Source organism: Luteimonas arsenica (assembly GCF_004352825.1).
In the GTDB taxonomy this organism is placed as follows: domain Bacteria; phylum Pseudomonadota; class Gammaproteobacteria; order Xanthomonadales; family Xanthomonadaceae; genus Luteimonas; species Luteimonas arsenica.
In genome coordinates this window covers 1,284,348-1,311,272 of the sequence record NZ_SJRW01000001.1, presented here as the reverse complement: position 1 = coordinate 1,311,272, position 26,925 = coordinate 1,284,348, and the positions used below count along the sequence as shown (strand labels likewise).

23 protein-coding genes are annotated in these 26,925 nt (G+C 71.2%); 17 read left to right on the top strand and 6 right to left on the bottom strand.

The annotated features are described in order from the left end of the window. Positions 1 to 38: 38 nt before the first annotated feature. Positions 39 to 2,501, top strand: coding sequence for a penicillin acylase family protein (locus E2170_RS05935; protein WP_207914922.1), 2,463 nt, complete (start codon positions 39 to 41; stop codon positions 2,499 to 2,501). Between the two features lie 86 nt (positions 2,502 to 2,587). Next, entirely contained in the window at positions 2,588 to 3,250 is a 663-nt protein-coding gene (locus tag E2170_RS13795; RefSeq protein WP_165942112.1) for a hypothetical protein, read from the top strand. A 168-nt stretch (positions 3,251 to 3,418) separates the two neighbouring features. On the opposite strand, the gene asnB is transcribed toward E2170_RS13795, so the two are convergent. The 6 genes from asnB to map all read right to left on the bottom strand — a co-directional run bounded on the left by asnB (position 3,419) and on the right by map (position 11,454). Then, the gene (gene asnB / locus E2170_RS05925) at positions 3,419 to 5,146 is read right to left on the bottom strand and encodes an asparagine synthase B (RefSeq protein WP_132999661.1); all 1,728 of its coding nucleotides are present in this window, start codon (positions 5,144 to 5,146) and stop codon (positions 3,419 to 3,421) included. A 320-nt stretch (positions 5,147 to 5,466) separates the two neighbouring features. Then, positions 5,467 to 6,597 carry a succinyl-diaminopimelate desuccinylase gene (gene dapE, locus E2170_RS05920; protein WP_132999660.1) on the bottom strand — a complete coding sequence of 377 codons (1,131 nt, stop codon included), beginning with the start codon at positions 6,595 to 6,597 and terminating at the stop codon, positions 5,467 to 5,469. Continuing rightward, on the bottom strand, positions 6,594 to 6,956 hold the full coding sequence (locus E2170_RS05915; protein WP_132999659.1) for an arsenate reductase: 363 nt from the start codon (positions 6,954 to 6,956) through the stop codon (positions 6,594 to 6,596). Before E2170_RS05915 ends, dapE begins: the two co-directional genes overlap by 4 nt. Before the next feature lie 16 nt (positions 6,957 to 6,972). After that, a complete protein-coding gene (gene dapD / locus E2170_RS05910; protein WP_132999658.1) occupies positions 6,973 to 8,022 on the bottom strand; it encodes a 2,3,4,5-tetrahydropyridine-2,6-dicarboxylate N-succinyltransferase in 1,050 nt (349 codons plus the stop codon). Beyond that, positions 8,019 to 10,664 (bottom strand): [protein-PII] uridylyltransferase, encoded by a 2,646-nt coding sequence (gene glnD / locus E2170_RS05905; protein ID WP_165942171.1) that lies wholly within the window; start codon positions 10,662 to 10,664, stop codon positions 8,019 to 8,021. The genes dapD and glnD overlap by 4 nt, the downstream gene beginning before the upstream one ends. A 1-nt stretch (position 10,665) precedes the next feature. After that, positions 10,666 to 11,454 carry a type I methionyl aminopeptidase gene (map, locus tag E2170_RS05900; RefSeq protein ID WP_132999657.1) on the bottom strand — a complete coding sequence of 263 codons (789 nt, stop codon included), beginning with the start codon at positions 11,452 to 11,454 and terminating at the stop codon, positions 10,666 to 10,668. A 310-nt stretch (positions 11,455 to 11,764) separates the two neighbouring features. On the opposite strand from map, the gene rpsB reads away from it, so the two are divergent. From rpsB to E2170_RS05825, 15 genes are all read left to right on the top strand, one after another. Next, the gene (gene rpsB / locus E2170_RS05895; RefSeq protein ID WP_132999656.1) at positions 11,765 to 12,592 is read left to right on the top strand and encodes a 30S ribosomal protein S2; all 828 of its coding nucleotides are present in this window, start codon (positions 11,765 to 11,767) and stop codon (positions 12,590 to 12,592) included. Between the two features lie 86 nt (positions 12,593 to 12,678). Beyond that, positions 12,679 to 13,548, top strand: a complete 870-nt coding sequence (tsf, locus tag E2170_RS05890) for a translation elongation factor Ts (RefSeq protein WP_132999655.1) — start codon at positions 12,679 to 12,681, stop codon at positions 13,546 to 13,548. Positions 13,549 to 13,694: 146 nt separating this feature from the next. After that, complete coding sequence (gene pyrH, locus E2170_RS05885; RefSeq protein ID WP_132999654.1) at positions 13,695 to 14,417, top strand: UMP kinase; 723 nt, start codon at positions 13,695 to 13,697, stop codon at positions 14,415 to 14,417. A gap of 24 nt (positions 14,418 to 14,441) precedes the next feature. Beyond that, the gene (locus E2170_RS05880; RefSeq protein ID WP_132999653.1) at positions 14,442 to 15,407 is read left to right on the top strand and encodes a cation diffusion facilitator family transporter; all 966 of its coding nucleotides are present in this window, start codon (positions 14,442 to 14,444) and stop codon (positions 15,405 to 15,407) included. 31 nt (positions 15,408 to 15,438) lie between these two features. Then, positions 15,439 to 15,996 (top strand): ribosome recycling factor, encoded by a 558-nt coding sequence (gene frr / locus E2170_RS05875; RefSeq protein WP_133000042.1) that lies wholly within the window; start codon positions 15,439 to 15,441, stop codon positions 15,994 to 15,996. Between the two features lie 10 nt (positions 15,997 to 16,006). After that, a complete protein-coding gene (gene uppS, locus E2170_RS05870) occupies positions 16,007 to 16,774 on the top strand; it encodes a polyprenyl diphosphate synthase (protein ID WP_132999652.1) in 768 nt (255 codons plus the stop codon). Beyond that, a complete protein-coding gene (locus E2170_RS05865) occupies positions 16,771 to 17,595 on the top strand; it encodes a phosphatidate cytidylyltransferase (protein ID WP_132999651.1) in 825 nt (274 codons plus the stop codon). Before uppS ends, E2170_RS05865 begins: the two co-directional genes overlap by 4 nt. Next, positions 17,595 to 18,764, top strand: a complete 1,170-nt coding sequence (locus E2170_RS05860) for a 1-deoxy-D-xylulose-5-phosphate reductoisomerase (RefSeq protein WP_165942170.1) — start codon at positions 17,595 to 17,597, stop codon at positions 18,762 to 18,764. The genes E2170_RS05865 and E2170_RS05860 overlap by 1 nt, the downstream gene beginning before the upstream one ends. Positions 18,765 to 18,772: 8 nt before the next feature. Next, positions 18,773 to 20,131 (top strand): RIP metalloprotease RseP, encoded by a 1,359-nt coding sequence (rseP, locus tag E2170_RS05855; RefSeq protein ID WP_132999650.1) that lies wholly within the window; start codon positions 18,773 to 18,775, stop codon positions 20,129 to 20,131. 67 nt (positions 20,132 to 20,198) lie between these two features. Further along, complete coding sequence (gene bamA, locus E2170_RS05850; protein WP_132999649.1) at positions 20,199 to 22,649, top strand: outer membrane protein assembly factor BamA; 2,451 nt, start codon at positions 20,199 to 20,201, stop codon at positions 22,647 to 22,649. A 19-nt stretch (positions 22,650 to 22,668) separates the two neighbouring features. Further along, the gene (gene lpxD / locus E2170_RS05845) at positions 22,669 to 23,691 is read left to right on the top strand and encodes a UDP-3-O-(3-hydroxymyristoyl)glucosamine N-acyltransferase (protein WP_132999648.1); all 1,023 of its coding nucleotides are present in this window, start codon (positions 22,669 to 22,671) and stop codon (positions 23,689 to 23,691) included. Continuing rightward, positions 23,688 to 24,152: a 3-hydroxyacyl-ACP dehydratase FabZ gene (gene fabZ, locus E2170_RS05840; protein WP_132999647.1), complete on the top strand. Its 465-nt coding sequence runs from the start codon at positions 23,688 to 23,690 to the stop codon at positions 24,150 to 24,152. Before lpxD ends, fabZ begins: the two co-directional genes overlap by 4 nt. Position 24,153: 1 nt before the next feature. Continuing rightward, positions 24,154 to 24,939, top strand: a complete 786-nt coding sequence (gene lpxA, locus E2170_RS05835) for an acyl-ACP--UDP-N-acetylglucosamine O-acyltransferase (RefSeq protein WP_425477839.1) — start codon at positions 24,154 to 24,156, stop codon at positions 24,937 to 24,939. After that, positions 24,936 to 26,138: a lipid-A-disaccharide synthase gene (gene lpxB / locus E2170_RS05830; RefSeq protein ID WP_132999645.1), complete on the top strand. Its 1,203-nt coding sequence runs from the start codon at positions 24,936 to 24,938 to the stop codon at positions 26,136 to 26,138. The genes lpxA and lpxB overlap by 4 nt, the downstream gene beginning before the upstream one ends. 23 nt (positions 26,139 to 26,161) lie before the next feature. After that, complete coding sequence (locus E2170_RS05825) at positions 26,162 to 26,791, top strand: ribonuclease HII (protein WP_243708109.1); 630 nt, start codon at positions 26,162 to 26,164, stop codon at positions 26,789 to 26,791. The last annotated feature ends 134 nt before the right edge of the window (positions 26,792 to 26,925 follow it).

Below are 26,925 nucleotides of genomic sequence, written 5' to 3'. Positions count from 1 at the left end.
CCCGCATCATGGGGCGTCCGCCGGGGAGAGGATGACCGATGGTCCGCTGGATCCTGCGCATCGCGCTGCTGCTTGGAGTGATCGCCGCGCTGCTGGCCCTGGCCGCGTGGTGGGCGCTGCGCGGGAGCCTGCCGCGGCTTGACGGCAACGCCCCGCTGACGGGGCTGTCCGCACCTGCCAGCGTCTCCCGCGATGCGCTGGGCGTGGTCGGCATCGAGGCCGCGGACGAGATCGACGCGATGCGTGCGCTGGGCTATGTGCACGCGCAGGAGCGCTGGTTCGAGATGGACCTGATGCGGCGCTCGGCGGCGGGCGAGCTGGCCGCACTGTTCGGCCCGATCGCGCTCGACACCGACCGCCGGCAGCGTCTGCATCGCATGCGTACCCGTGCCGCAGCCGAGGTGACCGCCGCGCCCGAAGCCGAGCGCACCCTGCTCCAGGCCTATGCCGATGGCGCCAACGCGGGCCGCGAAGCCCTCCGCGCGCGCCCCTGGCCCTACCTGCTGCTGCGCACCACGCCCGAACCCTGGCGCCCGGAAGACTCGGTGCTGGTCGGCCACGCCATGTACTTCGACCTGCAGGACGCCGGCAACGCGCGCGAACTGGCGCTGTGGAAGGCGCGTCCGCACCTGCCCGAAACGCTGTATGCGCTGCTCGCGCACGCGGGATCGAGCTGGGATTCACCGCTGGTGGGCGCAGCGGTGGGCGATGCCGTACTGCCGGGAGCGGACGCGCTCGACCTGCGCCTGCTGCCGTCGCCCGATGTCGATGCGGCGGAAACCCACAGTCCCGGGCAGGCTTCAATCCCTGGGGCTGGCGCCATCGACGCAGGCCGTCGGGCCGCGATTGCCGCCGCACTCGAACCCGAAGCGCCGGGCAGCAACAACTTCGCCGTCGCCGGCGCGCTCACCGCGCATGGCGCCGCCCTGGTCGCCGACGACATGCACCTGGGCCTGCGCGCGCCGGGAATCTGGTTCCGCGCGCGCCTGGCCTACGCGGACGAGCGCGCGCCCGGCGGCCGCGTCGACGTCTCCGGCTTCACCTTGCCCGGCCTCCCGGCGGTGGTCGTCGGCAGCAACGGCCACGTCGCCTGGGGCTTCACCAACAGCTACGGCGACTACCTGGACTGGAAGCTGGAGACGCCCTGCGCGGGCGATGCCGCGCAGCCGGCCGTGGACGGCGATGGCGATGACGAAGACTGCGTCCACCTCGTGCGCCACCGCGAGACGATCGAGGTCGCCGGCGGCGAACCCGTGGCCCTCGACATCGAGGAATCGGACTGGGGGCCGGTGCTCCACCGCAGCGACGACGGCCGCGTGCTCAGCCTGCGCTGGACCGCACACCTGCCCGGCGCGATCAACCTCGGCCTCACCGGCATGGCGCGGATGCCCGACGTGGAGCGCGCCCTGGTGCTGGCGCGCGGGATCGCCTTGCCCAACCAGAACCTGGTGATCGGCGACCGCAACGGCCGCATCGCCTGGCGCCTGGTCGGGCCGATGCCACAGCGCGCCGAGGCCTGCGACGCCACCGCGCCGATGGAAGGCGCTGCGGCGGCCGCGTGCCCGCCCTGGACGATGAGCACCCGCCGCGGCCCCACCGTCGCCTCGCCCACCGCGGACCGCATCTGGACCGCGAACGCGCGCGTGGTCGGCGGCCCGGCGCTGGCGGCCATCGGCGACGGCGGCTATGCCCTGGGCGCGCGCGGCGCGCAGATCCGCGACGCGCTGAGGGCGCGCGAGCGTTTCGACGAACGCGACCTGCTGGCCATCCAGCTCGATGACCGCGCCCTGTTCCTCGAGCGCTGGCACGTGCTGCTGCTCGAGCGCGCGCGCGCGCAGGACGCCCCCGCCCTCCGGGCACTGGCCGATGCCAGCGCCGACTGGGATGGACGCGCATCGGTCGACTCCACCGGCTACCGGCTGGTGCGGGCCTGGCGCCTCGCGGTCAACGAGCGCATCGCCCTCGGACTGCTGGGGCCCGCGCGCGCCGCCCTTGGCGATGCGTTCGAGATGCCGGCGCTGCCCCAGCTGGAGGGTGTGGCCTGGCCGCTGGTGATGCAGCGTCCGCCGCACCTGCTGCCGTCGCACTACGCGGATTGGGACGCGCTGTTCGAGCAGGCCGCGGCCGCCGTGCGCGACGAGCTCGCGCCGGCCGGGCCGCTGGCCGAGCGCAGCTGGGGCGAGGCCAACACCGCACGCATCTGCCATCCGCTGGCCCAGGCCCTGCCGGGACCATTGCGCCAAGCGCTGTGCATGCCGGCCGACCCGCTGCCCGGCGACAGCCACATGCCACGCGTGCAGGCACCGGCGATGGGCGCCTCGCAGCGCATGGTGGTCGCACCGGGCCGTGAAGCCGAGGGCATCATCCACCAGCCCGGGGGCCAGAGCGGACACCCGCTGTCGCCGTTCTGGGGCGCCGGGCACGAGGACTGGGTGTCGGGACGGCCGTCGCCGTTCCTGCCCGGCCCGGCACGCCATTCCCTCGTGCTGGAGAGGCGCTGAGGGCGGCCGTCAAGGACGATCACCGCGGATTCATCACGCATGCGGAAAGTGTTCCGCATCGTCCCGACCACTCGAAGGAGCCCACCATGGCGATCCGCAGACTCGACATCCTGGCGCTTGCGCTCGGCATCGGCCTTGCAAGCGCGGCGACGGCCGCCGCGGCGCAGACCGTCGGCTACAACGTCCGCACCGGCGACGTCTGGGTCGACGCGCGCCTGGGCGAGATCAACGACTATGGCCGACGCTACCGCGATCCGTTCATCGACGAGATGCACGGCTACTACGGTGCCCCGCGCCCCTTGCTGGTCGACCTGCTCGACCGCCGTGGCTGGGCGCCTGGCGATGTCTATTACGCCTGTGCCATCGCGCATGCACTCGGGGTGCCCTGCCTGGACGTCGTGCACGAATACGATCGCAACCCGGGCCAGGGCTGGGGCGCGGTGGCGCAGCGCATGGGCATCAAGCCCGGGTCCGCGGCCTTCCACGCCCTCAAGCGCGGCCAGGTCGACACCTATGGCCGCTGGGGCCAGACCGTGGTGATCGATCGCCCGGTGCGGGTCGACTGGTCGCGCCACAGCCCCGGTCGCGACCATGGCCACAAGGGCAACGGCAACGGCGGCAACAACCGTGGCAACAATGGCAACAGCGGCCGTGGGAACAGCGGCAACAATGATCGCGGCAACAGTGGCAACGGCAACAAGGGCCGCGGCAACAATGGCAACAACGGCAAGGGCCGCGGCAAGGACTGAGCCACCATCGCCGATCCGACGACGGCCACCGCCCGCGGTGGCCGTCTGCGTTCCGGGCCCCGCGCCGGTCACCAGCGTCGAGGGCGACCGCATCGTGGCGGTGCCCGAGGGCGGCAGCCTGCTGGTGCATTCCGCGCAGCGACCGCGGCAACATCGCGACGCAAGGCGCTATAGCGCCGCCGCGTGCACCCCGGCCACCGCCCGCCCGGAAGGATCGGCCGCAGCCGCGAAGGCCGCGTCCCAGGCGATCGCCGCCGGCGACGAACAGGCGATCGACGGCCCGCCCGGCACCGTCCGCGCGCAGGCTTGGCCCGGGAACGCGGCTTCGAACAGGCTGCGGTACCAGTAGGCCTCGCGCGTGACCGGCGGGTCGTGCGGAAAACGCTTCGCGGCATCGGCGAAGGCGGCATCGCCCACGACCTCCGCGGCCCGCGCCTTCAGCGCATCGATCCAGCCATAGCCGACGCCGTCGCTGAACTGTTCCTTCTGCCGCCACAGGATCGACGCCGGCAGCACGCCTTCGAAGGCCTCGCGCAGCACCGCCTTCTCGATCGGCGGGCGGCCGTTAGGGCGCGGCGCGACCATCTTCGCCTCCGCGTCCATGCCCATCGCCAGCTCCAGGAATTCCAGGTCCAGGAACGGAACGCGCGCCTCCACGCCCCAGGCCATCATCGACTTGTTGGCGCGCAGGCAGTCGTACTGGTGCAGGGCGTCCAACTTGCGCACGGTTTCCTCGTGGAAGGCGTCGGCGTCGGGCGCGCGATGGAAGTAGAGGTAGCCGCCGAAGACCTCGTCGCTGCCCTCGCCGGACAGCACCATCTTCACGCCCATGGCCTTGATCCGGCGCGCCAGCAGGTACATCGGCGTCGACGCGCGCACGGTGGTGACGTCGAAGCTTTCGATGTGGCGGATCACCTCCGGCAGGGCGTCGATGCCCTCCTCCAGCGTGTAGGTGAAGCCGTGGTGCACCGTGCCCAGCGCTTTCGCCGCGACCTCGGCCGCGGCCAGGTCGGGCGAGCCCTCCAGGCCGATGGCGAAGGAGTGCAGGCGCGGCCACCAGGCTTCGGAGGCATCGTCGTCCTCGATGCGGCGACGTGCGAAACGCGCGGCGCAGGCTGCGACCAGCGAGGAATCGAGGCCGCCGGAAAGCAGGACGCCATAGGGCACGTCGGCCATCATCTGCCGGTGCACGGCGGCTTCGAAGGCCTCGCGCAGCGCCGCCGGTTCGACGCGGCGGCCCAGCGTGGCCCCGCGCTCGCGCCAGGGACGCTCGTAGTAGCGGCGAAGTTCGCCGGTGGCGGTGTCGTACCAGTGCCCCGGCGGGAAGACCTCGACGTCGGCGCAGCTGCGGGCCAGCGCCTTCATCTCGGAAGCCACCCACAGCCGGCCATCGCCGTCATGACCCCAGTACAGCGGGCAGACGCCGATCGGGTCGCGGGCGATGATCGCTCGGCCGCGGTCGCGATCCCACAGGGCGAAGGCGAAGATGCCGTTGAGGCGCGACAGCCATGCGCCGATGTCCTCGCAGGCAGCCCGTCGACGGCCCTCCACGCCGTCCATCGTTGCGGCGTAGAGCGCATTGATCACCTCGCAGTCGGAGCCGCTCTGGAAGTCATAGCCATCGCCGGTCGCGTCCTCCAGCTCGCGGTGGTTGTAGATCTCGCCGTTGACCGCCAGCACCAGCTGGCCATCGGCCGAGCGCAGCGGCTGCGCACCGCCCAGCGGATCGACGATGGCCAGGCGCTCGTGCACCAGCAGCGCGTTGGCATCGGCGTGCACGCCGCTCCAATCGGGGCCGCGGTGGCGCTGCAGCGCGGACAGCGACAGTGCGAGGGGACGCAGCACCGAGACATCGGCGCCGCGGCGGAGGTCGAAGATCCCGAGGATCGAACACATGATGGGGCTCCTTGTGCCGGACGGCCGGCGATGGATGCTCCCTGCGCGGAAAAAGCGAAACCCGCGCCGGGCGCGGGTTTCGGGGGGTATCGCGGTTGCCGCCGCCTAGCCTCCCGCCCACGCCGGGCGCGCGCGATTGTTCGAGCCGCGGTTGTTGGCGCGGTCGTTGCGGGCGTTGGCGGAGGTGGAGTGGCGGTGCATGTGGCGAACGTAGCAGGGAGACCCGGGGGGTCGCAAGGAAGGGGTTTGCGCGGGATTGCCCCCGTGACCCACTTCGGTGGTGACCGGAGCGAAAAAGCTGCGCCCCCCGACTCCGCCGCCTAACCCATCAGCAGCCTTTCCATCAGCGCCAGGTAAACCTCCGGCAGCGCCTCGAGGTCGGCGACGGACACATGTTCATCCACCTTGTGGATGCTCGCGTTCACCGGGCCGACCTCGATGCATTGCGCTCCCAGGGGCGCGATGAAGCGCGCATCCGAGGTACCGCCGCCGGTGCTCTCCTCGGGCGGCTCACCCGCCACGTTTGCAAGCACTGCCCGCGCCGCGGCGCGCAGCGGACCTTCAGGCGTGAAGAACGGCTCGCCGCTGCGGTGCCAGCGCAGTTCGAAGTCCAGGCCGTGCCGTGCCAGCATCGCCTCGATCTCCGACTCCAGCCGCGGCGCATCCCAGTGCGGGTTGTAGCGGAGGTTGAAGCCCACCCGCAGCTCGCCGGGGATGACATTGCTCGCGCCGGCGCCTGCGCCGACGTTGCTGATCTGCAGGCTCGTCGGCGGGAACGTCTCGTAGCCCTCGTCCCAGCGCCGCGCCGCAAGTTCGGCCAGCGCCGGCAGCGCCTGGTGCACGGGATTGCGCGCCTTCTCCGGGTAGGCGACGTGGCCCTGCACCCCGCGCACGGTGAGCGCGGCCGTCAGCGAACCCCGGCGCCCGACGCGCAGCAGGTCGCCCAGCCGCGCGGTGGACGAAGGCTCGCCGGTGATGCACCAGTCGATGCCCTGGCCGCGGCGGCGGAACTCTTCGGCCACGCGGCGCACGCCGTCGATGGCGTCGCCCTCCTCGTCCGAGGTCAGCAGCAGGGCCACCGTGCCTGGATGCGCGGGATGCGCGGCCACGAAGCGCTCCAGGGCGACGACGAAGGCGGCCACGCTGCCCTTCATGTCGGCGGCGCCGCGGCCGTACAGCACGCCGTCGCGGATTTCCGGCACGAAGGGGTCGCTGGCCCAGGCCTCGCGCGGGCCCGGCGGCACCACGTCGGTGTGGCCGAGCAGCACCAGCACCGGGCCGCCTTCGCCGTGCGTGGCCCAGAGGTTGTCGACCTCGCCGAAGCGCAGCTGCTCGCAGCGGAAGCCCGCGCGCCCGAGCCGCGCGGCCAGCAGCGCCTGGCAGCCGGCATCCTCCGGCGTCACCGAAGGCCGCGCGATCAGCTCGCCGGCCAGCGCCAGCACCTCGCTCATCCCCCGATCCCGAAGCGCTGCTTGAAGCCGTTGTCGCTGAAGCCCTGGCTCACGCCGCCGTCGCCGGTCACCACCAGCGGGCGGCGGACCAGCTGCGGGTACTCGCGCAGCAGCAGCTTCCATTCCGCGTCCGAACCCGCGGCCTTGCGGTGGTCGGGCAGCTGGCGCCAGGTGGTCGAGGACTTGTTGACCATGGCCTCGAAGCCGCCGAGCTTCCCGGCCCATTCCACCAGCGTTTCCGGCGAGGGCTTGTCGTCGCGGTAGTCGACGAAGGCGTGTTCGACGCCGAAGCGGTCGAGCCACTTCCGCGCCTTCTTGCAGGTGTCGCAGTTCTTCAGTCCATAGAGCGTGGTCGTCATCGGCCTTCCTCCCGGCTCAGAGCGCGTGGCCGCGCAGCAGGTCGTTGACCGAGGTCTTGGCACGCGTCTTCGCGTCGACCTGCTTCACGATCACCGCGCAATAGAGCGAATGCGAGCCGTCCGCGGCCGGCAGCGAACCCGCCACCACCACGCTGCCCGGGGGCACCACGCCGTAGCTGGTCTCGCCGGTCATGCGGTTGTAGATGCGCGTGGACTGCCCCAGGAACACACCCATGCCGATCACGCTGTGGTGGCCGACGATCACGCCCTCCACCACTTCCGAGCGCGCGCCGATGAAACAGTGGTCCTCGATGATCGTCGGCGCGGCCTGCAGCGGCTCCAGCACGCCGCCGATGCCGGCGCCGCCGGAGATGTGGCAGTGCCTGCCGACCTGGGCGCAGGAGCCGACCGTGGCCCAGGTATCGACCATGGTGCCCTCGCCGATCCACGCGCCGATGTTCACGAACGACGGCATCAGCACCACGTCACGGCCGATGTAGGCGCCGCGGCGTGCGATCGCGCCCGGAAGCACGCGCGCGCCGAGCTTGCGGAAGGCGGCTTCGTCGAAGTCGGCGAAGCGCATCGGGATCTTGTCCCAGTACGGCGCCGGATACTGCTCGCCGGCCTCCATCTCCTGCACGCGGAAGTACAGCAGCACCGCCTTCTTCAACCATTCGTTGACGATCCAGCCGCCGGCGCCATCGGGCTCGGCCACGCGCAGGCGGCCGGCCTCCAGGCCCTCGATCGCCTGCTCGACCAGGGGCCGGGTGGAGCCTTCGATCTCCTCCGGCGTCAGCATCGAACGGCGCTCCCAGGCGCTGTCGATCATGAAGGCGAGTTCGCGGTCGGCATCCGCCGGCTTCGGAGAGGCCGGCAGCTTCACCGCGGGCTTCTTCGCCAGCTTCGTCGCAGGCTTCACCGCGGAAACGTTCTTCGCGGCCACCTTCGTCACCGCGGCCTTCTTCGCTGGCGCCTTCTTCGCCCCCCCTTTTGTGGCGGCGGTCTTCTTCGTGGCCGCCTTCTTCGCGACAACCTTCTTCGCCGCCACCTTCTTGCCGGTACTCATCGTTGTGCTTCTCCATCGATCCTTGCCAGCAGGGCGTCGCGCAGCCTCGCGCACGCCGCCTCGCCGAGCGGTTGCTTGTCTTCACCGGTCACCCGGAACACGTCCTCGGCACGGGCGCCGAAGGTCGCGATGCGCGCGTCGTGCACGCGCAGGCCCTCGCTGCGCAGCACGTGTGCGACGTCGGCCAGCAGGCCGGGCCGGTCGGTGCTCACCAGGCTCAGCACCGTGGCGGTGCCGTCGCCGCTGGTGTCGAAACCGACCTGGGGCACGATGCGAAAATGGCGCAAGTGCCGCGGCTGCGTGCGCTGCGCCGGGCGCACGCGATCCAGCGGCCCGGCGAGCACCGCGGCCAGCTTGCGCGCCACCACCTGCGGGTCGCAGTCGGCGCGGCTGTCACCGGGCAGCACCTGGAAGCTGTCGAATACCGCGCCGCCGGGGCCGTCGAGCACGCGCGCCTGCTGGATCGCCAGCCCCAGCCGGTCCAGCGTCACCACGATCGCCGCGAACAGGCCGTCGCGGTCGGGGCCGTGGACGAACACCTCCATCGCCGCGCTGCCGGGCGCGACCAGGCGCACCTTGACCACCATCCGCTCCGGATCCTCGCCGGTGGCCTCGTGCAGGGCCCGGGCCTGCCATGCGACCTGCTCCGGGCGGGCACGCAGGAAACTGGCGGCCGGGAACCGGTCCAGCAGGACCTCGGTGGCGGCGGCATCGATGCCTTCGCCGGCCAGCATCGCCGCCACCGCGAAGCGAGCTTCGGCAATGCGCTCGGCGGCGGCCACCGGATGTTCCAGCCCGCGGCGCAGCGCCAGCCGGGTGGCATCGCGCAGGTCGGCCAGCAGCCGGTCCTTCCACGCGTTCCAGAGCTTGGGCGAGGTGCCGGCGATGTCGGCGCAGGTCAGCAGGTACAGATAGTCCAGGCGCTCGCGGTCGGCGACCTCGGTGGCAAAGCGGTGGATCACCGCCGGATCGGCGATGTCCTGCTTCTGCGCGGTCACCGACATCAGCAGGTGGCGCAGCACCAGCCACTCGACCAGGGCGGTGTCGGCCTCGCCCAGGCCGTGGGCCTCGCAGAAGGCTCGCGCGTCGACCGCGCCGAGTTCGGAATGGTCGCCGCCACGGCCCTTGGCGATGTCGTGGAACAGGCCGGCCAGCAGCAGCAGCTCCGGCTTTCGCAGCCCCGGCCAGACTTCGTGCGTGCGCGAAAAGCGCTCGTCGGGCTCGCCGGTCGCGAACGAGGCCAGGTTGCGCAGCACCGCCAGCGTGTGCTGGTCGACGGTGTAGACGTGGAACAGGTCGAACTGCATCCGCCCCGACACCTGCGCAAAGGCCGGGATCCAGCGCCCGAGCACGCCCAGCCGTGCCATGCGCTCCAGGCTGCGCACCGGCGAGGGCCCGCGCAGCAGGTCGAGGAAGGCGGCGCGCTGCGCGTCGCCGGCCGCGGTGTATGGCGAAAGCGCATCCAGCGCTTCGGCCAGGGCGCGCGCGGTGTGCGTGTGCAGGCCGCGCAGCTCGCCCAGCTGCGCCCAGGCGGCGAACAGCGAGAACACCTCGCCCACGTCGCCATGCGGCCAGCCGTGGTCGCGCGCGGCCAGGTAGCCGCGACGCAGTTCGAAGCGTTCGTCGACCGGTTCCGGCACCGCGGCGCCGTCGAAATGCTCCTCGAAGCGCTGCTGCAGGCGGTCGCCGATGCGGCGCACCACCGCCGCGCTGCGGTAAAAGCCCTGCATCATCTGCTCGACGCCGAGGTTGCGGGCGTCGTCGGCATAGCCCAGGCGCTCGGCCAGGGGCTTCTGGTGGTCGAAGCGGAGGCGGTCCTCGCCGCGGCCCGCCACCAGATGCAGGCCGTAGCGCAGCCGTGCCAGGGCCAGGCGCTCGCGCTCCAGGGCCGCCGCCTCATCGGCGCCGACGTGGCCCAGGGCCACCAGCGGATCGAGTTCATGGGTGCCGAAGGCGCGGCGCGCCATCCAGCCCAGGGTCTGCAGGTCGCGCAGGCCGCCGGGGCCGTCCTTCAGATTCGGCTCGAGGTTGTCGGAGGTGTCGCCGAAGCGCGCGTGCCGCTGCTCCTGCTCCTTCGCCTTGGCCAGGAAGAAGTCGCGCGCAGGCCAGGCGCGATCGGGCGCGATCGCGCGCGCCAGCGCCGCGCGCGCGACATCATCGGCCGCGATCGGGCGCGCATCGAGCAGCGCCGTCATCACCGTCAGGTCCTCGGCAGCAACCTCCGTGCACTGCGCCGCGCTGCGCACCGAATGGCTGACCGGCAGGCCGCAGTCCCAGAGCAGGGCGAACAGGCGCGACAGCGCGGAACCCGCCGCCATGCCGGGATCTTCATCGGACAGCACCAGCAGGTCGATGTCGGAGTGCGGGAACAGCTCGCCGCGGCCGTAGCCGCCGACCGCGAACAGGGCCAGCCCCGCCGGCTGCGGGAAACAGCGCCGCCAGGCGCCGGCGACCATCGCGTCCACCGCGCGCGCGCGCTCCACGGCCAGCCGGCCGGCGTCCTCGCCGCGGTCGAAGCGTGCGGCCAGCGCCGCGTCCGCCGCGGCCAATGCGTCCCGGCTAGCCTGCACCCAGGCCGCGTCGCCGGCATCGCCGGCGTCGTCGCTGCGGCCGGGCGCGTCGGGGGGCGCGGCCGCGTCCACGTCAGAGGTAGCTGTCGTTGTCGTCGCCGGGCACGCGCGTAAGGACGTCAGCGCCGTCGGCGGTCACCGCGATCATGTGCTCCCACTGCGCCGAAAGCTTGCGGTCCTTGGTGACCACGGTCCAGCCGTCGGGCAGCAGGCGAGTGTGGCGCGTGCCCTCGTTGATCATCGGCTCGATGGTGAAGGTCATGCCCTCCTCCAGCACCAGGCCCTCGCCCGGGCGGCCGTAGTGCAGCACCTGCGGCTCCTCGTGGTACACGCGGCCGATGCCGTGGCCGCAGTACTCGCGCACCACGCTGAAACGCTCGGCTTCGGCATAGCTCTGGATGGCATGGCCCACGTCGCCGAGCGTCGCGCCCGGCTTCACCGCGCGGATTCCGCGGAACATGGCCTCGCGGGTCACTTCCACCAGACGCTTCGCCATCACCGACGGCGTGCCGGCGAAGTACATGCGACTGGTGTCGCCGTGCCAGCCGTCCTTGATGACGGTGACGTCGATATTGACGATGTCGCCGTCCTTCAGGATCTTGGCCTCGTTCGGGATGCCGTGGCAGATGACGTTGTTGACCGAGATGCAGGTGGCCTTGGGATAGCCCTTGTAGCCGACGTTGGCCGGCGTGGCCTGCTGCACGTTGACGATGTGCTCGTGGCAGATGCGGTCGAGCTCCTCGGTGCTGACGCCCGGCTTCACGTGCGGGGCGACGACCTGCAGGACCTCGGCGGCCAGGCGGCCGGCGATGCGCATCTTCTCGATCTGTTCGGGGGTCTTGGGCGTGATCATGGCGGCCATTATCGCCGATCCGGTGGCCTCCGGGCCCGGTTCTTGCCCGGAACTGGCCTGCGAGCTAGAATTCGCGGGTTCGGTTGGCCGATTCCGGCCCCCGGACCGCCCACGACGGGCGTCACCGTCGAATACACACCTGCCGCAACAGCCCGTCCCGGGGTGTCCAGCGCGACAGGGGCCGCCAGGCCCCCGCCACGCCGGATTCGGAGACGGAAGCGGCAGGGAGGCCCAACCCCGGAATCCATCGCCCGCCTCGCGCGGGCAAGCCGCCCCTACCCTTTCCCGGCGGCCGGGTTCCACACCAGGAGTCACATCAATGCCCCAGATCACCATGCGCCAGATGCTGGAAGCCGGCGTCCACTTCGGCCACCAGACGCGCTACTGGAATCCCAAGATGTCGCCGTACATCTTCGGCGCCCGCGGCAAGATCCACATCATCAACCTCGAGAAGACGGTCCCGCTGTTCTCGGACGCGATGAACTTCATCTCGGGCATCGCCCAGAAGCGCGGCATGATCCTGTTCGTCGGCACCAAGCGCAGCGCGCGCGAGGCGATCAAGGAAGAGGCCGAGCGTTGCGGCATGCCGTACATGACCCAGCGCTGGCTGGGCGGCACCCTGACCAACTTCCGCACCGTCAAGGGCTCGGTCTCGCGCCTGAAGACCCTGGAAGCCGGCGAGACCGACGGCAGCTTCGAAAAGCTGGTCAAGCACGAAGTGCTGGGCCTGCGCCGCGAGCGCGAGAAGCTGGAAGCCTCGCTGGGCGGCATCAAGGAGATGAACCGCCTGCCCGACGCCCTGTTCGTGATCGACATCGGCCATGAAGACATCGCCATCAAGGAAGCCAAGAAGCTCGGCATCCCGGTGATCGCCGTGGTCGACACCAACTACGACCCGGCCCTGGTCGACTACCCGATCCCGGGCAACGACGACGCCATCCGCGCCGTGCAGCTCTACGCCCGTGCCGCCGCCGACGCCGTGCTCGAGGGCAAGGCCGCCGCGCCGAGCGCCGCGACCGTGCGCGAGGAGGAGTTCTCCGAGGCCGCCGAAGGCGACAAGCCGCGCCGCGCCCCGGCCCGCAAGAAGGCCGAGGTCGCCGAGGCCAAGCCCGAAGCGACCCAGGACGAGGCCCCGGCCGCCGAATAGGGCCGCCGGCGTCGCAGCCCTGACACGCGGCCGCGCCACCATGCGCGGCCGCGAACTTTGAACACCCACAGATCCCGAGGTCCCCAATGGAAATCACCGCTTCCCTGGTCAAGGAACTGCGCGAGCGCACCGGCGCCGGCATGATGGAGTGCAAGAAGGCGCTCACCGAGGCCGGCGGCAACATCGACGCCGCCGCCGAGGCGCTGCGCAAGTCCGGCCTGGCCAAGGCCGACAAGAAGGCCGACCGCGTCACCGCCGAGGGCCGCGTCGCCTTCGCCCAGGACGGCAACCGCGCCGCCATCGTCGAGATCAACTGCGAAACCGACTTCGTCGGCAAGGACGAGAACTTCCTGGCCTTCTGCGAGGCCGTGGCCAAGGCCGCCGTCGGCGTCGACGATGTCGAGGCCCTGAAGGGCGCTGACGTCGGCGGCCAGACCGTCGAGGAAGCCCGCGCCGCGCTGATCGCCAAGGTCGGCGAGAACGTCCAGGTCCGCCGCATGATCGCCCTGCAGAGCGACGACACCGTTGCCGGCTACGTCCACGGCGGCCGCATCGGCGTGCTGGTCGAGCTCAAGGGCGGCGACGCCGAGCTCGCCCGCGGCCTGGCCATGCACGTGGCGGCGATGAACCCGCCGCACAACAAGGCCTCCGACGTCCCGGCCGACTTCCTCGCCAAGGAGAAGGAAATCGAGCTGGCGAAGATGAGCGACAAGGACCGCGCCAAGCCGGCCGAGATCCTCGAGAAGATCATCAGCGGCAAGGTCGCCAAGATCGTCAACGAGGTCACCCTGTACGGCCAGCCGTACGTGCTCGACACCGACAAGTCGGTCGAGCAGGTGCTGAAGGCCGCCGGTGCCGACGTCGTGCGCTTCGAGCGCCTGGCCGTGGGCGAAGGCATCGAGAAGGTGGTGGAAGACTACGCCGCCGAAGTGATGAAGCAGGCCGGCCTGGCCTGATTCCCTGCCCTTCCCCGCAGCGCGGGGAAGGTGCCTGAAGGGCCGATGGGGGCAACCCCGCGAAAAACACGAAGGGCCGCGGATCAAACCGCGGCCCTTCGCTTTTCCGCTAGAATTCACGCCGCTTTCCGCCGGAGCCCCACCCCATGTCGCAACTCGCCTACCGCCGCATCCTGCTCAAGCTCTCCGGCGAGGCGCTGATGGGCGACGAGGACTACGGCATCGACCCCAAGGTCATCAACCGCCTGGCCGCCGAGATCATCGAGGCCCAGGCCGCCGGCGCCGAGATCGGCGTGGTGATCGGGGGCGGCAACATCTTCCGCGGCGCCGGCCTGGCCGCCGGCGGCATGGATCGGGTCACCGGCGACCAGATGGGCATGCTCGCCACCGTCATCAACGCGCTGGCCATGCAGGACGCGCTGGAGAAGCTCGGCGCCCGGGTCCGGGTGATGAGCGCGATCAAGATCAACGACGTCTGCGAGGACTACATCCGCCGGCGCGCGATCCGCCACCTGGAGAAGGGCCGGATCGGCATCTTCGCCGCGGGCACCGGCAATCCCTTCTTCACCACGGACTCCGGTGCCGCCCTGCGCGCGATCGAGATCGGCGCCGACCTGCTGCTCAAGGCCACCAAGGTCGATGGCGTCTACGACTCGGACCCGAAGAAGAACCCCGACGCCGTCCGCTTCGACCGCCTGACCTACGACGAAGTGATCGGCCGCGACCTGCAGGTGATGGACACCGCCGCCTTCGCGCTGTGCCGCGACAGCGACCTGCCGCTGCGCATCTTCGACATGGAGCAGCCGGGCCAGCTGCTGCGCATCCTCAAGGGCGAGCCGATCGGCACCCTGGTCCAGGGCCGCGGCTGACGCATCCAGTGGCAGCCTGAACGCATGCACTCGCATCACGGCCACCACGATCACCACCACGCACCGGCGCCGGGCACCGCCACCCGCACCTTCGCCATCGTCACCCTGGTCAACCTCGGCTACACGGTGGTGGAGGCGGCCTACGGCTTCCTGACCAATTCGCTGGCCCTGCTGTCCGACGCCCTGCACAACCTGGGCGACGTGCTGGGCCTGGCCATGGCCTGGGGCGCGGCGGTGATCGCGCAGTGGCCGGCCACCGACCGCCACACCTACGGTTGGCGCCGCGCCACCCTGCTCTCGCCGCTGGCCAACGCGGTGCTGCTGGTGGGCCTGTCCGGGGCGCTGGCCTGGGAGGCGCTGCGGCGGATGTGGGCGCCGCCCGAGGTGCCCGGTATGACCATCATCGTGGTCGCCTCGATCGGCATCGCGGTCAACCTGGGCACCGCGCTGATGCTCAGCGGCGGCCATGCGCACGACCTCAACCGGCGCGGCGCCTACCTGCACCTGATGGCCGACGCCGCCATCTCGCTGGCCACCGTGGTCGCGGGCGCGGGCATGCTGGTCTGGGGCTGGGCCTGGCTGGACCCGGCCACCGCGCTGCTGGTCGGCGTGGTGGTCGCCTGGGGTGCCATCGGCCTGCTGCGCGACAGCTTCAACGCGGCCATGGACGCGGTGCCGCCGGACATCGACGCCGCCGAGGTCCGCGACTTCATCGCCGGCCAGCCGGGCGTGGCCTCGGTGCACCACCTGCACATCTGGTCGCTGGGCGCGGGCGGCGTGGCGCTCACGGCCCACCTGGTGCGGCCCTCGGGCGAAGACGACGACGCCTTCATCCACGCCACCGGCGAGGCGCTGCGCGACCGCTTCGGCATCAACCATGCCACGCTGCAGCTGGAGCGGGGTGATGGAGCCTGCATGGACCCGGATCACGGCGGCCACGCCCATGGCGATGGCCATGGGCACGAACACGGGCACCCGCATCGCCTATAATCCCGCGATTGCGAACTGGAGCCGGCAGCCGATGCTCAACGAGATCAAGAAGGACGCGCAGACGCGCATGGCCAAGAGCGTGGACTCGCTGCGCCACGACCTGACCAAGGTGCGCACCGGTCGAGCCTCCACCGCGCTGGTCGACCACCTCAAGGTCAACTATTACGGCTCCGACATGCCGCTGACCCAGGTGGCCTCGGTGACCGTCAGCGACGCGCGCACGCTCACCATCACGCCGTGGGAGAAGCCGATGGTCGCCGCGGTCGAGAAGGCGATCCTGGCCTCCGACCTGGGCCTGACGCCCAACACCGCCGGCACCACCATCCGCATCAACCTGCCCGCGCTCACCGAAGAGCGCCGCCGCGAGTTGAGCAAGCTGGTGCATTCCGAAGGCGAGTCGGCCAAGGTCGCGATCCGCAACATCCGCCGCGACGCCAACCAGCAGGCCAAGGACCTGCTGAAGGAAAAGGCGATCAGCGAGGACGACGAGCGCCGCATGGAGACCGAGATCCAGAAGGTCACCGACGACGCCATCAAGGACGTCGACGAGGTGGTCAAGGCCAAGGAACAGGAGCTGATGGCGGTCTGATGGCGCCTGCATGAGCGCCCCGCCCGCCACCGCACCACGCACCCCGCGCCACGTCGCCATCATCATGGATGGCAACGGCCGCTGGGCCGCGCGCCGCCGCCGGCCGCGCATGATCGGCCACCGCGCCGGTGCCCGCGCGGTGAACCTGTGCATCGACTTCTGCCTCGAGCGCGGCATCGGGGCGCTGACCCTGTTCGCCTTTTCCAGCGAGAACTGGGGGCGTCCGGCCGACGAGGTCGGGGCGCTGATGAAGCTGTTCCTCAACGCCCTGGACCGCGAGGTCGTGGAGCTGCACCGCCGCGGCGTGCGCGTGCGCTTCATCGGCGACCGCAGCCGCTTCGACGCCGGCATCATCGCGCGCATGGACGCCGCCGAGGGCCTGACCTCGGGCAACACCGGCCTGGCGCTGTCGATCGCGGCCAGCTACGGCGGCCGCCAGGACATCGCCACCGCCGCCCGCGCGCTCGCGGTCGAGGTCGCCGCAGGCCGCCTGCGCCCGGAGGACATCGACGAGGCCGCCCTGGCCGGCCGCGTGGCCCTGGCCGACCTGCCTCCGCCGGACCTCTTCATCCGCACCGGCGGCGACCTGCGCATCAGCAACTTCCTGCTCTGGCAGCTGGCCTACACCGAGCTCTGGTTCACCGAGACCCTCTGGCCCGACCTCGACGCCGGCGTCCTGCAGCAGGCGCTGGACGACTTCGCCAGCCGCGAGCGCCGCTTCGGCCTCACCGGCGAGCAGGTGGCCTCCGCCTCCGCGACGGATACCATGGCGCCATGACCCGTACCCGAATCCTCGCCGCGCTGGTGATGGCGCCGCTGGCCATCGCCGCGGTGCTGCTCCTGCCCACGCCCTGGCTGATGCTGCTGGTCGCGATCCTGTTCATGGGGGCGCTATGGGAATGGTTCGCCCTGGCCGAGATCGAGGACTCGCTGGCGCGCAGTGCGCTGCTGGTGCTCAACCTGATGCTCATGGTCGTCCTTGTCTGGGGCACCGGCGGCACGGCGGCGACCCTGGTGCTGTTCAAGCTGGCGGTGATGCTGGGCGTGATCTGGTGGCTGCTGGCCATGCTGTGGCTGGTTCACTACGACTTCGCCTCCGACCACGACACCCACGCGCGGGTGTTCAAGCTCGCGGCCGCCACCTTCGCCGTGGTCCCCGCATGGTGCGGGCTCGCCCTGCTGCACAACGACGGCCCCGGCTGGCTGCTGCTGGTGCTGATGGTGGTCTGGGGCACCGACACCGGCGCCTACTTCGCCGGCCGCGCCTTCGGCAAGCGCAAGCTGGCCCCGCGGATCAGCCCCAACAAGACCGTCGCGGGACTGGTCGGCGGCACGGCCCTGGGCGTGCTGGTGGCCGTCGCGGGCGCGTGGATCCTCGACACCCCGCCTGCCCAACTGCCGCTGGTGGCCCTGGTCGGCCTGGTGACCGTGCTGTTTTCCGTGGTCGGCGACCTGTTCGAAAGCCTGCTCAAGCGCCACGTCGACGTGAAGGACTCCGGCCACCTGATCCCCGGCCACGGCGGCATCATGGACCGCGCCGACAGCGTGCTCGCGGCGCTTCCGGTGTTCGCGCTGGGCAAGATCTGGCTGGGCTTCTGATGCAGCGCGTCGCCGTCCTCGGCGCCACGGGCTCGATCGGTACGTCGGCGCTCGACGTCATCGCCCGCCATCCCGATGCCATGCGCGCCTCGGTGCTGGCCGCCGGCCGCCAGGTCGAGGCCTTGCTGGAGCTCTGTCGCCGGCACCGCCCGGACGACGCCGCGATCGCGGACGAGGCCGCCCTGCCCCGCCTGCGCGAAGGCCTGCGTGAAGCCGGCCTCGCCACCCGCGCCCACGCCGGCATGGACGCGATCGCCGCGCTGGCGGGCGACGGCGGCAGCGACACCGTGGTCGCCGCCATCGTCGGCGCCGCAGGCCTCGACTCGACGCTGGCCGCTGCGCGCGCGGGCAAGCGCCTGCTGCTGGCCAACAAGGAATCGCTGGTGCTCGCCGGCGAACTGGTGATGGCCACCGCCCGCGACCACGGCGCCCGCATCATCCCCATCGACAGCGAGCACAACGCCATCTTCCAGTGCCTGCCCGCCGACGGCCGCTGCGGCGACGTGCGCCGGCTGGTGCTGACCGCGTCCGGTGGGCCGTTCCGCGGCCGCGACCGCGATTCGCTGGCCGCGGTGACGCCGGCCCAGGCCGTCGCGCATCCGAAGTGGTCGATGGGCCCCAAGATCTCGGTCGACTCGGCCACCCTGATGAACAAGGGCCTGGAGGTGATCGAGGCCCACCACCTGTTCGGGCTGCCCGCGGCGCGCATCGACGTGCTGGTCCACCCGCAGAGCCTGGTGCATTCGCTGGTGGAGTTCATCGACGGTTCCACACTGGCCCAGCTGGGCCTGCCGGACATGCGCACCGCGCTGGCGGTCGGCCTGGGCTGGCCACGGCGCATCGAATCCGGCGTCGGCGGGCTGGACCTGCTGGCCCAGGGCCGCCTGGACTTCGAGCCACCGGACACCACGGCCTTCCCCTGCCTGGCGCTGGCCTTCGACGCCCTGCGCGCCGGCGGCACCGCGCCGGCCGTGCTCAACGCCGCCAACGAGGAAGCGGTTTCAGCCTTCCTTCAGGGCCGGATCGGTTTCCTGTCCATTCCCGCGCTGGTCGAAGAAGTGCTGGCAGCACTGCCGGCCGCACCCGCCGTGTCCCTGGAGGCGCTGCGGGAGGCCGACGCGCTCGCCCGCGACGCGACCCGCCGCGCCCTCGCCCACCACGCCGCCTGAGCACGCCAATGACTACGTTCCTCGGATCGGTGTGGTGGATGATCGTCAGCCTCGGCGTGCTGGTGACCTTCCACGAGTTCGGCCACTTCTGGGTGGCCCGCCGCAACGGCGTCAAGGTGTTGCGATTCTCGGTCGGCTTCGGCCGGCCGCTGTGGAAGCGCCTGGGCCGCGACGGCACCGAGTACGTGGTCGCCGCCCTGCCGCTGGGCGGCTACGTGCGCATGCTCGACGAACGCGAGGGCAACGTCGCCGAGGCCGAGCGCGACTCCGCCTTCAACCGCAAAAGTGTCTGGCAGCGCATCGCGATCGTGGCCGCGGGGCCGGTCGCCAACCTGCTGCTGTGCATCGCCCTGCTGTGGGCGATGTTCGTGATCGGCCGCCCCGACTACCAGCCGGTGCTGGGCCAGGTGCAGGGCGTCGCGGCCGAATCCGGGCTGTCCCGCGGCGACACCCTGCTCGCCATCGGCGACCGCCCGACGCCGACCTGGAGCGAGGCCGCGATGGCCCTGGTCACCCTGGCCGCGGACCGCGAGGACGTCAACGTCCGGCTGCGCACGGCCCAGGGCCAGGAGGCGACGCGCAGCCTGCGCCTGTCCACCCTGCCCGAGGGCACCGACGAGCGACGGGCCATCCAGGCCATCGGCCTGGTCCCCCAGGCCTTCGTGCTCCCTGCCGACGTCGGCCGGGTGGTCGAGGACTCCGCCGCCTGGGGCGTGCTGGCCGAAGGCGACCGCGTCACCGCGATCGACGGCAGCCGGGTCCATGCCTTCGCCGACATCCGCCCGCTGGTCCAGGAGCTGGGCGCGCGTGGCGATGGCGGCATGGTCGAGGTCGAGCGCGACGGCGAGCGCCTGGCGCTGGAGATCACGCCCAGGCTGGCCACGCCCGACGGCGGCGGCGAGCCCTTCTGGGCGCTGGGCATCGAGCCGGACGCCTCCGCGGCGGCGGAGTTCGACGCGACCCTCCGCCACGGCCCGCTGGCGGCGCTGCCGGCCGCGACCCGCGAGACCTGGCGCCTGGCCCGCGACACCCTGGGCATGGTCGGGCGCATGCTGACCGGCCGCGCCTCGACCGAGAACATCTCCGGGCCGATCACCATCGCCCGCTACGCCAATGCCTCGGCCAGCCGCGGCACCGCGTGGTTCCTCAGTTTCCTCGCCCTGCTTTCACTCAGCCTGGCGATCATCAACCTGCTGCCGATCCCGATCTTGGACGGCGGTCACCTGTTGTATTACCTTATCGAGTTGGTCAAGGGCAGCCCCTTGAGCGAGCGGGCGATGGTCGCAGGCCAGTATGTCGGCCTGGCCATGCTCGCAGGCCTGATGGGCCTGGCGTTCTACAACGACATCCTGCAACTGGTGCGATGACGCCCGCATGCACGACCGCCGAGCCCACCGCCCCACCCCCACGCAACGCCATACCCGGACGCCATTGATGACGCGACTCCCGAACCGCCGCCTGCTTGCCATCGCCCTCGCCTCGACGCTCGCCGCGCCGGCCTGGGCCCAGCAGCCGGTCGATCCCCAGGCCGCCTTCGGCTTCCCGGCCCAGCCCGCCACCGCCCCCATGCCGGGTGCCTTCACGGTCTCCGACATCCGCGTCGACGGCCTGCAGCGCATCGGCGCGGGCACCGTGTTCACCTACCTGCCGATCGAACGCGGCGACACGGTGGACGCCGGCCGCATCGGCGATGCCATCCGCGCCCTGTACGCCACCGGCTTCTTCGAGGACGTCACCGTCGGCCGCCAGGGCGACATCCTGGTGGTCGAGGTCCGCGAGCGCCCGGCGATCAACAAGCTCACGCTGACCGGCAACAAGGACATCCAGACCGAGGACCTGACCAAGGGCCTGCGCGACATCGGCCTGTCCGAGGGCGAGACCTTCGACCGCCTCGCGCTCGACCGCGTCACCCAGGAGCTCACCCGCCAGTACAACAACCGCGGCAAGTACAACGTCAGCATCGAGCCCACGGTTTCACCTCTGGACCGCAACCGCGTCGACGTCGCCATCAAGATCGACGAAGGCAAGGCCGCGAAGATCCGCCACATCAACCTGGTCGGCAACGAGACCTACGACGACGAGCAGCTGACCGACGCCTGGGAATCAGGCGAGACCAACTGGCTGAGCTGGTACCGCCGTGACGACCAGTACTCGCGCGAGAAGCTCGAGGGCGACCGCGAGAAGCTGCGCAACTTCTACCTCGACCGCGGCCACATCGACTTCAGCGAGGACAACATCCAGGTCGCGATCAGCCCCGACAAGCGCGACATGTACATCACCGCCGGTCTCACCGAGGGCGAGGTGTACACCGTGTCCAGCGTCGAGGTCACCGGCGACACCGTCCTCCCGAAGGAGGACATCGAGCGCCAGGTGCTGATCAAGCCCGAGATGACCTTCTCGCGCGCGCTGCTGGAATTCAGCTCCGACCAGATCTCGGCCACGCTCAGCAACATCGGCTACGCCTTCGCCCAGGTGAACGTGATCCCCGAGGTCGACCGGGAGAACCGCAAGGTCGCCATCAACCTGCAGGTCGTCCCCGGCCCCCGCGTCTCCGTGCGCCGGATCGTGTTCAAGGGCAACGCGCGCACCGCCGACGAGGTCCTGCGCCGCGAAATGCGCCAGTTCGAGGGCGCCTGGTACTCGCAGGCGGCGATCGACCGCTCCAAGGTGCGCCTGCAGCGCCTGGGCTTCTTTGAATCCGGCAGCGTCAACGTCGAAAGCAAGCCCGTGCCCGGCAGCAACGACCTGGTCGACGTCGAATTCAGCGTCACCGAGACCGCCTCGGGCAGCTTCATGTTCGGCCTCGGCTATTCACAGCTGACCGGCATGACCACCTCGGTGCAGCTGTCGCAGAACAACTTCCTCGGCAGCGGCAACCGCATCTCGATCGAGGCCCAGCGCAACGTCTACCTGCAGCGCTACTCGTTCTCGTACATGAATCCGTATTTCACCGACAACGGGCTGTCGCTGGGCTACAACCTGTGGTGGCGCGAATTCGACAACTCCGAATTCAATACCGCCCAGTACTCGTCGACCAGCCGTGCGGCGCAGATGGTCCTGGGCGTGCCGATCACCGAGCACGACACCGTCTCGGCGATGTTCGGCATCGACAGCAACCAGATCTTCGCCTACCGCGGCAGCACGCCGCAGTCGATCGTCGATTACATCGACGTCATCGGCCAGCGCACCTTCCACGCCTGGCGCGGCGAGGTGGCCTGGGCCCGGGATACCCGCAACGACTACCTGCAGCCCACGCGCGGCACCCTGCAGCGCGTGTCGGCCGAGGTCTCGCTGCCGGGCTCGACCGCCGAGTACTACAAGCTCAACTACGAGTTCTCCAAGTACTGGCAACTCTCGCGGGCGCTGGTGCTCAATACCCGCCTCGAGATCGGCTACGGCGACAGCTACGGCGACGCACGCTACGGCATCGTCTACGACCCCGACGGTCCCGAGGACACGGACGACGAGCCGGATGCCCGCATGGCCGTGGCCGACGGCCTGCCGTTCTTCGAGAACTTCTACGCGGGCGGCGCGCGCTCGGTGCGCGGCTTCCGCGACAACACCCTGGGCCCGCGCGAAGCGGCGTGGGGCAGCACCTACCAGCAGGTCATCGGCGGCGCGGTCAAGACCGTGGGCTCGGTGGAGATGTTCTTCCCGACCCTGCTCGACTCGCCGGCCGCGCGCATCTCCGCCTTCGTCGACTTCGGCAACGTGTTCAAGGACGTCGACGCCTTCGATGCCGGCGAGCTCCGTGCCTCGGCGGGCGTGGCACTGATGTGGCGCGCCCCGGTGGGTCCGATCTCGATCAGCTACGCCATGCCCGTCCGCAAGGAAGACGGCGACGAGCTCGAGCGCCTGCAGTTCACCTTCGGCGGCGCGTTCTAAGCCGCCGGGGACGCGGACGATGGAGTCCAGCATGTTGACGGCGGCGGCCCTGGCCGAGCGCTTCGGCCTCGCCCTGCGCGGCGACGGCGCCACCGCCATCGACTCGGTGGCCACCCTTGCCGGGGCTGGCCCGGGGCAACTCTCGTTCCTGTCCAATCCACGCTACCGCAGCCAGCTGGCGGAGTCCGCCGCCGGCATCGTGGTCGTCCGCGAGGACGATGCCGAAGGGCTGGATCGCACCCTGCTGGTCGCGCGCGACCCCTACGTGGCGTTCGCGAAGATCGCCGCCCTGTTCGATCCGCCTCCGGCGGCCAACCCCGGCGTGCATCCCTCCGCCGTGGTCGACGCCTCGGCCGAGGTCGATCCCGCCGCCGAAATCGGCCCGCTCGCCTTCGTGGGCGCGCGCTCTCGCATCGGCGCCGGCGCGATCGTCGGCCCAGGCTGCGTGATCGGCGAGGACTGCGTGGTCGGCGTCGGCAGCCGCCTGGTCGCGCGCGTCAGCCTCGTGCGCCGCGTGCGCCTGGGCGAACGCGTGCTGGTCCATCCCGGCGCCGTGCTCGGCGCAGACGGCTTCGGCCTGGCGATGGACGCGGGGCGCTGGATCAAGGTGCCGCAGCAGGGCGGCGTGGTCGTCGGCGACGACTGCGAGATCGGGGCCAACACCACGATCGACCGCGGTGCCATCGAGGACACCGTGCTCGGCGAGGACGTGCGCCTGGACAACCAGATCCAGATCGCCCACAACGTCCGCATCGGTGCGCACACGGCCATGGCCGGCTGCGTCGCGGTGGCGGGCAGTACGACCATCGGCCGCTACTGCCTGATCGGGGGCGCCGCGGGCATCGTCGGCCACATCAGCATCTGCGACCGGGTGACCATCACCGCGATGGCCCTGGTCACCGCTTCGATCGACGAGCCAGGGGAATATTCCTCGGGCACGCCGCTCATGGACAATCGGAGCTGGCGCCGCAGTGCGGCCCGGTTCCGGCAACTCGATGCGCTGGCCCGCCAGGTCCAGGCGCTCGCCAAGGAGAAGACATGACCGCCGACAAGCCGACCCTTCCGATCGGCGTCGAGGGCATCCGCGTGATGCTCCCGCACCGCTACCCCTTCCTGCTGCTCGACCGCGTGGTGGAGTTCGACGACGAAGGCAAGCGCGTGCTCGCATACAAGAACGTGACCGCGAACGAGGCCTATTTCCAGGGCCACTTCCCCGACCGCCCGGTGATGCCCGGCGTGCTGGTGGTCGAGGCCATGGCCCAGGCCGGCGGCGTGCTGACCCAGCTCCTGCGCGGCGGCGCCAGCCACGAGGGCCGCCTGTCCTACCTGGTCAAGGTGGACAACGCCCGCTTCGCGAACATGGTCGTCCCCGGCGACCGCATGGACATCGAGGTCACGATCAAGCGCGAGATCCGCAACATGACCCTGTACTGCGGCGTCGCCCGCGTCGACGGTGGCCAGGTGGCCAGCGCCGACATCCTCTGCGCCGAGGTCGATGCCTGACATGGCCGCGGCGTCGATCCACGCCAGCGCGGTCGTCGATCCCTCGGCGATCATCGGCGACGGCGCCAGCATCGGCGCCTTCACCATCGTCGGCCCCGGCGTCGAGATCGGCGAAGGCACGCGCATCGGCCCGCACTGCAGCGTGACCGGCCCGACCCGCATCGGCCGCGACAACCACGTCCACGGCCACGCCGCGATCGGCGGCGAGCCGCAGGACAAGAAGTTCCGCGGCGAAGACGTGCGCCTGGAGATCGGCGACCGCAACGTCATCCGCGAGTTCACCACCATCAACCGCGGCACCGGCGACGGCGGCGGCGTGACCCGCATCGGCAACGACAACTGGCTGCTGGCCTATACCCACGTCGCCCACGACTGCATCGTCGGCGACCACTGCGTGTTCTCGAACAACGCGACGCTCGCCGGCCATGTCGTGGTCGGTGACCACGTCATCCTCAGCGGCTTCGCCGGCGTGCACCAGTTCTGCCGCATCGGCGACCACGCCTTCATCGGCATGGGGGCCTTCGTCAACGGCGACGTGCCGCCCTTCCTGATGGTCGCGCAGGAAGGCTATGGCCGCCCGCGCGGCATCAATGCCGAAGGCCTCAAGCGCCGCGGCTTCGACCCCGACCGCATCGCCGCGATCCGCCGCGCCTACCGCGCGGTGTACATGTCCGGCGACAGCCTGGACGATGCCCGCGGCAAGCTGGCCGAGCTTGCCGGCGGCAGCGAGGACGTGCGCCGGATGCTGGACTTCATCGAGGGCGGCGACCGGCCGCTGCTGCGGTGACCGGCGGCGGGCCGCGCTTCGCGCTGGTCGCCGGCGAGGCCTCCGGCGACCTGCTCGGCGCGGGATTGGTCGAAGGACTGCGCGAACGCTTCCCCGACGCGGAATTCGCCGGCGTCGGCGGCGACGCCATGCGCGCGGCCGGCATGGACACCTGGCACGACGCCGGCGAACTCGCCGTCATGGGCCTGTCCGAAGTGCTGGCCCACCTGCCGCGCCTGCTGCGCCTGCGCCGGGGCCTGCAGCGCAGGATCCTGGACTGGAAGCCCGACGCCTTCATCGGCATCGACGCCCCCGACTTCAACCTCGGACTGGAGCGCCGGCTGAAGGCGAAGGGCGTCTGCACCGTGCACTACGTCAGCCCTTCGGTCTGGGCCTGGCGCCAGGGCCGTGCGGCGAAGATCGGCCGCAGCGCCGACCGCGTGCTGTGCCTGTTCCCGATGGAGCCGCCGATCTACGCCCGCCACGGCGTGGATGCGCGCTTCGTCGGCCACCCGATGGCCGACGCCATGCCGCTCAACCCCGACCGCCGCGGCGCGCGCATCGCGCTGGAGGTCGACCAGGACGCGCCGGTGCTGGCGGTGCTGCCGGGTTCGCGCCTGGGCGAGATCGAACGCCTGGGGCCGGCCTTCCTGCAGGCCGCGGCCCTGGTCGCCGAGCGCATTCCCGGGCTGCAGGTGCTGGTGCCGGCGGCCAACGCCGCCTGCCGCGAGGCCCTGGCCGCGATGCTCCCGGCGCCGGGCGCCACCGCGCCCGCGGTGCGTCTGCTCGACGGTTCCGCGCGCGCGGCGATGGTCGCGTCCGACGTGGTGCTGCTGGCCTCGGGCACCGCGACCCTGGAGGCCATGCTGGCCAAGCGCCCGATGGTGGTCGGCTACCGCATCTCCCCGACCACCCACGCCATCGTCAAGGGCCTGGGTATGCTCAAGGTCGACCGCTACGCACTACCCAACGTGCTCGCCGGCGAGACCATCGCGCCCGAGCTGATGCAGGACGACTGCACCCCGCTGAAGCTGGCCGAGGCCGTCATGGCCTGGTTCTCCGACCCCGACGCGGTCAAGCTGCTGGAACCGCGCTACCGCGAACTGCACCTGCTGCTGCGCCGCGACGCCTCGCGCGAGGCCGCGACCGCGGTGGCCGAGCTGCTCGACCCCCGGCCTTCCGCGCCAGAAGCCGCCAGCAGCGCCATGCCACCGCCGTGAGGCAGCGCGCGCCCCGCGGCGGCGTGAAGCTGCAGCCGGCGCCGCCCGGCAGGGTGGCGGTCTCCGCGCTGGTCGCAGGCGTCGACGAGGCCGGGCGCGGCCCGCTCGCCGGCCCGGTGGTGGTCGCGGCCGTGGTGTTCGATCCCGCGCAGGCGCGGATCAACGGCCTGGACGACTCCAAGGCGCTGAAGGCCGGGCGCCGCGACGAACTCTACGAACGCATCGTCGAACGCGCCCTGGCCTGGCGGGTCGTGTCGATCGAGGCCGCGGAGATCGACCGCATCAACATCTACCAGGCCACCCTGCTCGGCATGCGCCGCGCGATCGAGGCGGTCGCCCACGTCGCCGGCACCGCGCGCATCGACGGCAACGCGATCCCGCCCGGCCTGCCCTGCGCGGCCGAGGCCTGGGTCGGCGGCGACGCCCTCGACCGCAGCATCATGGCCGCCTCGATCCTGGCCAAGGTCAGCCGCGACCGCGCCATGCTCGAACTGCATGCACGACACCCCGAGTACGGCTTCGACGGCCACAAGGGCTACGGCACGCCGGCCCACCTCGCAGCGCTGCGCGCGCACGGACCCTGCCCGCAGCATCGCAGGAGCTTCGCTCCGGTCCGCGAGGCCGAAGCGCGCGACCTTTTCCCGCCTCCCTAGCCGGATCGCCGATCGCTGGGCCTAGTTCTTGCCCGACGGGCCGCCAGGCTTGGGCTTGTGCGGAATGGCGACCGGCCCCGTTGGGGGTGGCTTCACCGGCGGCACGGTCGGGCCAGCGCCCTTCCTCAGTGGAT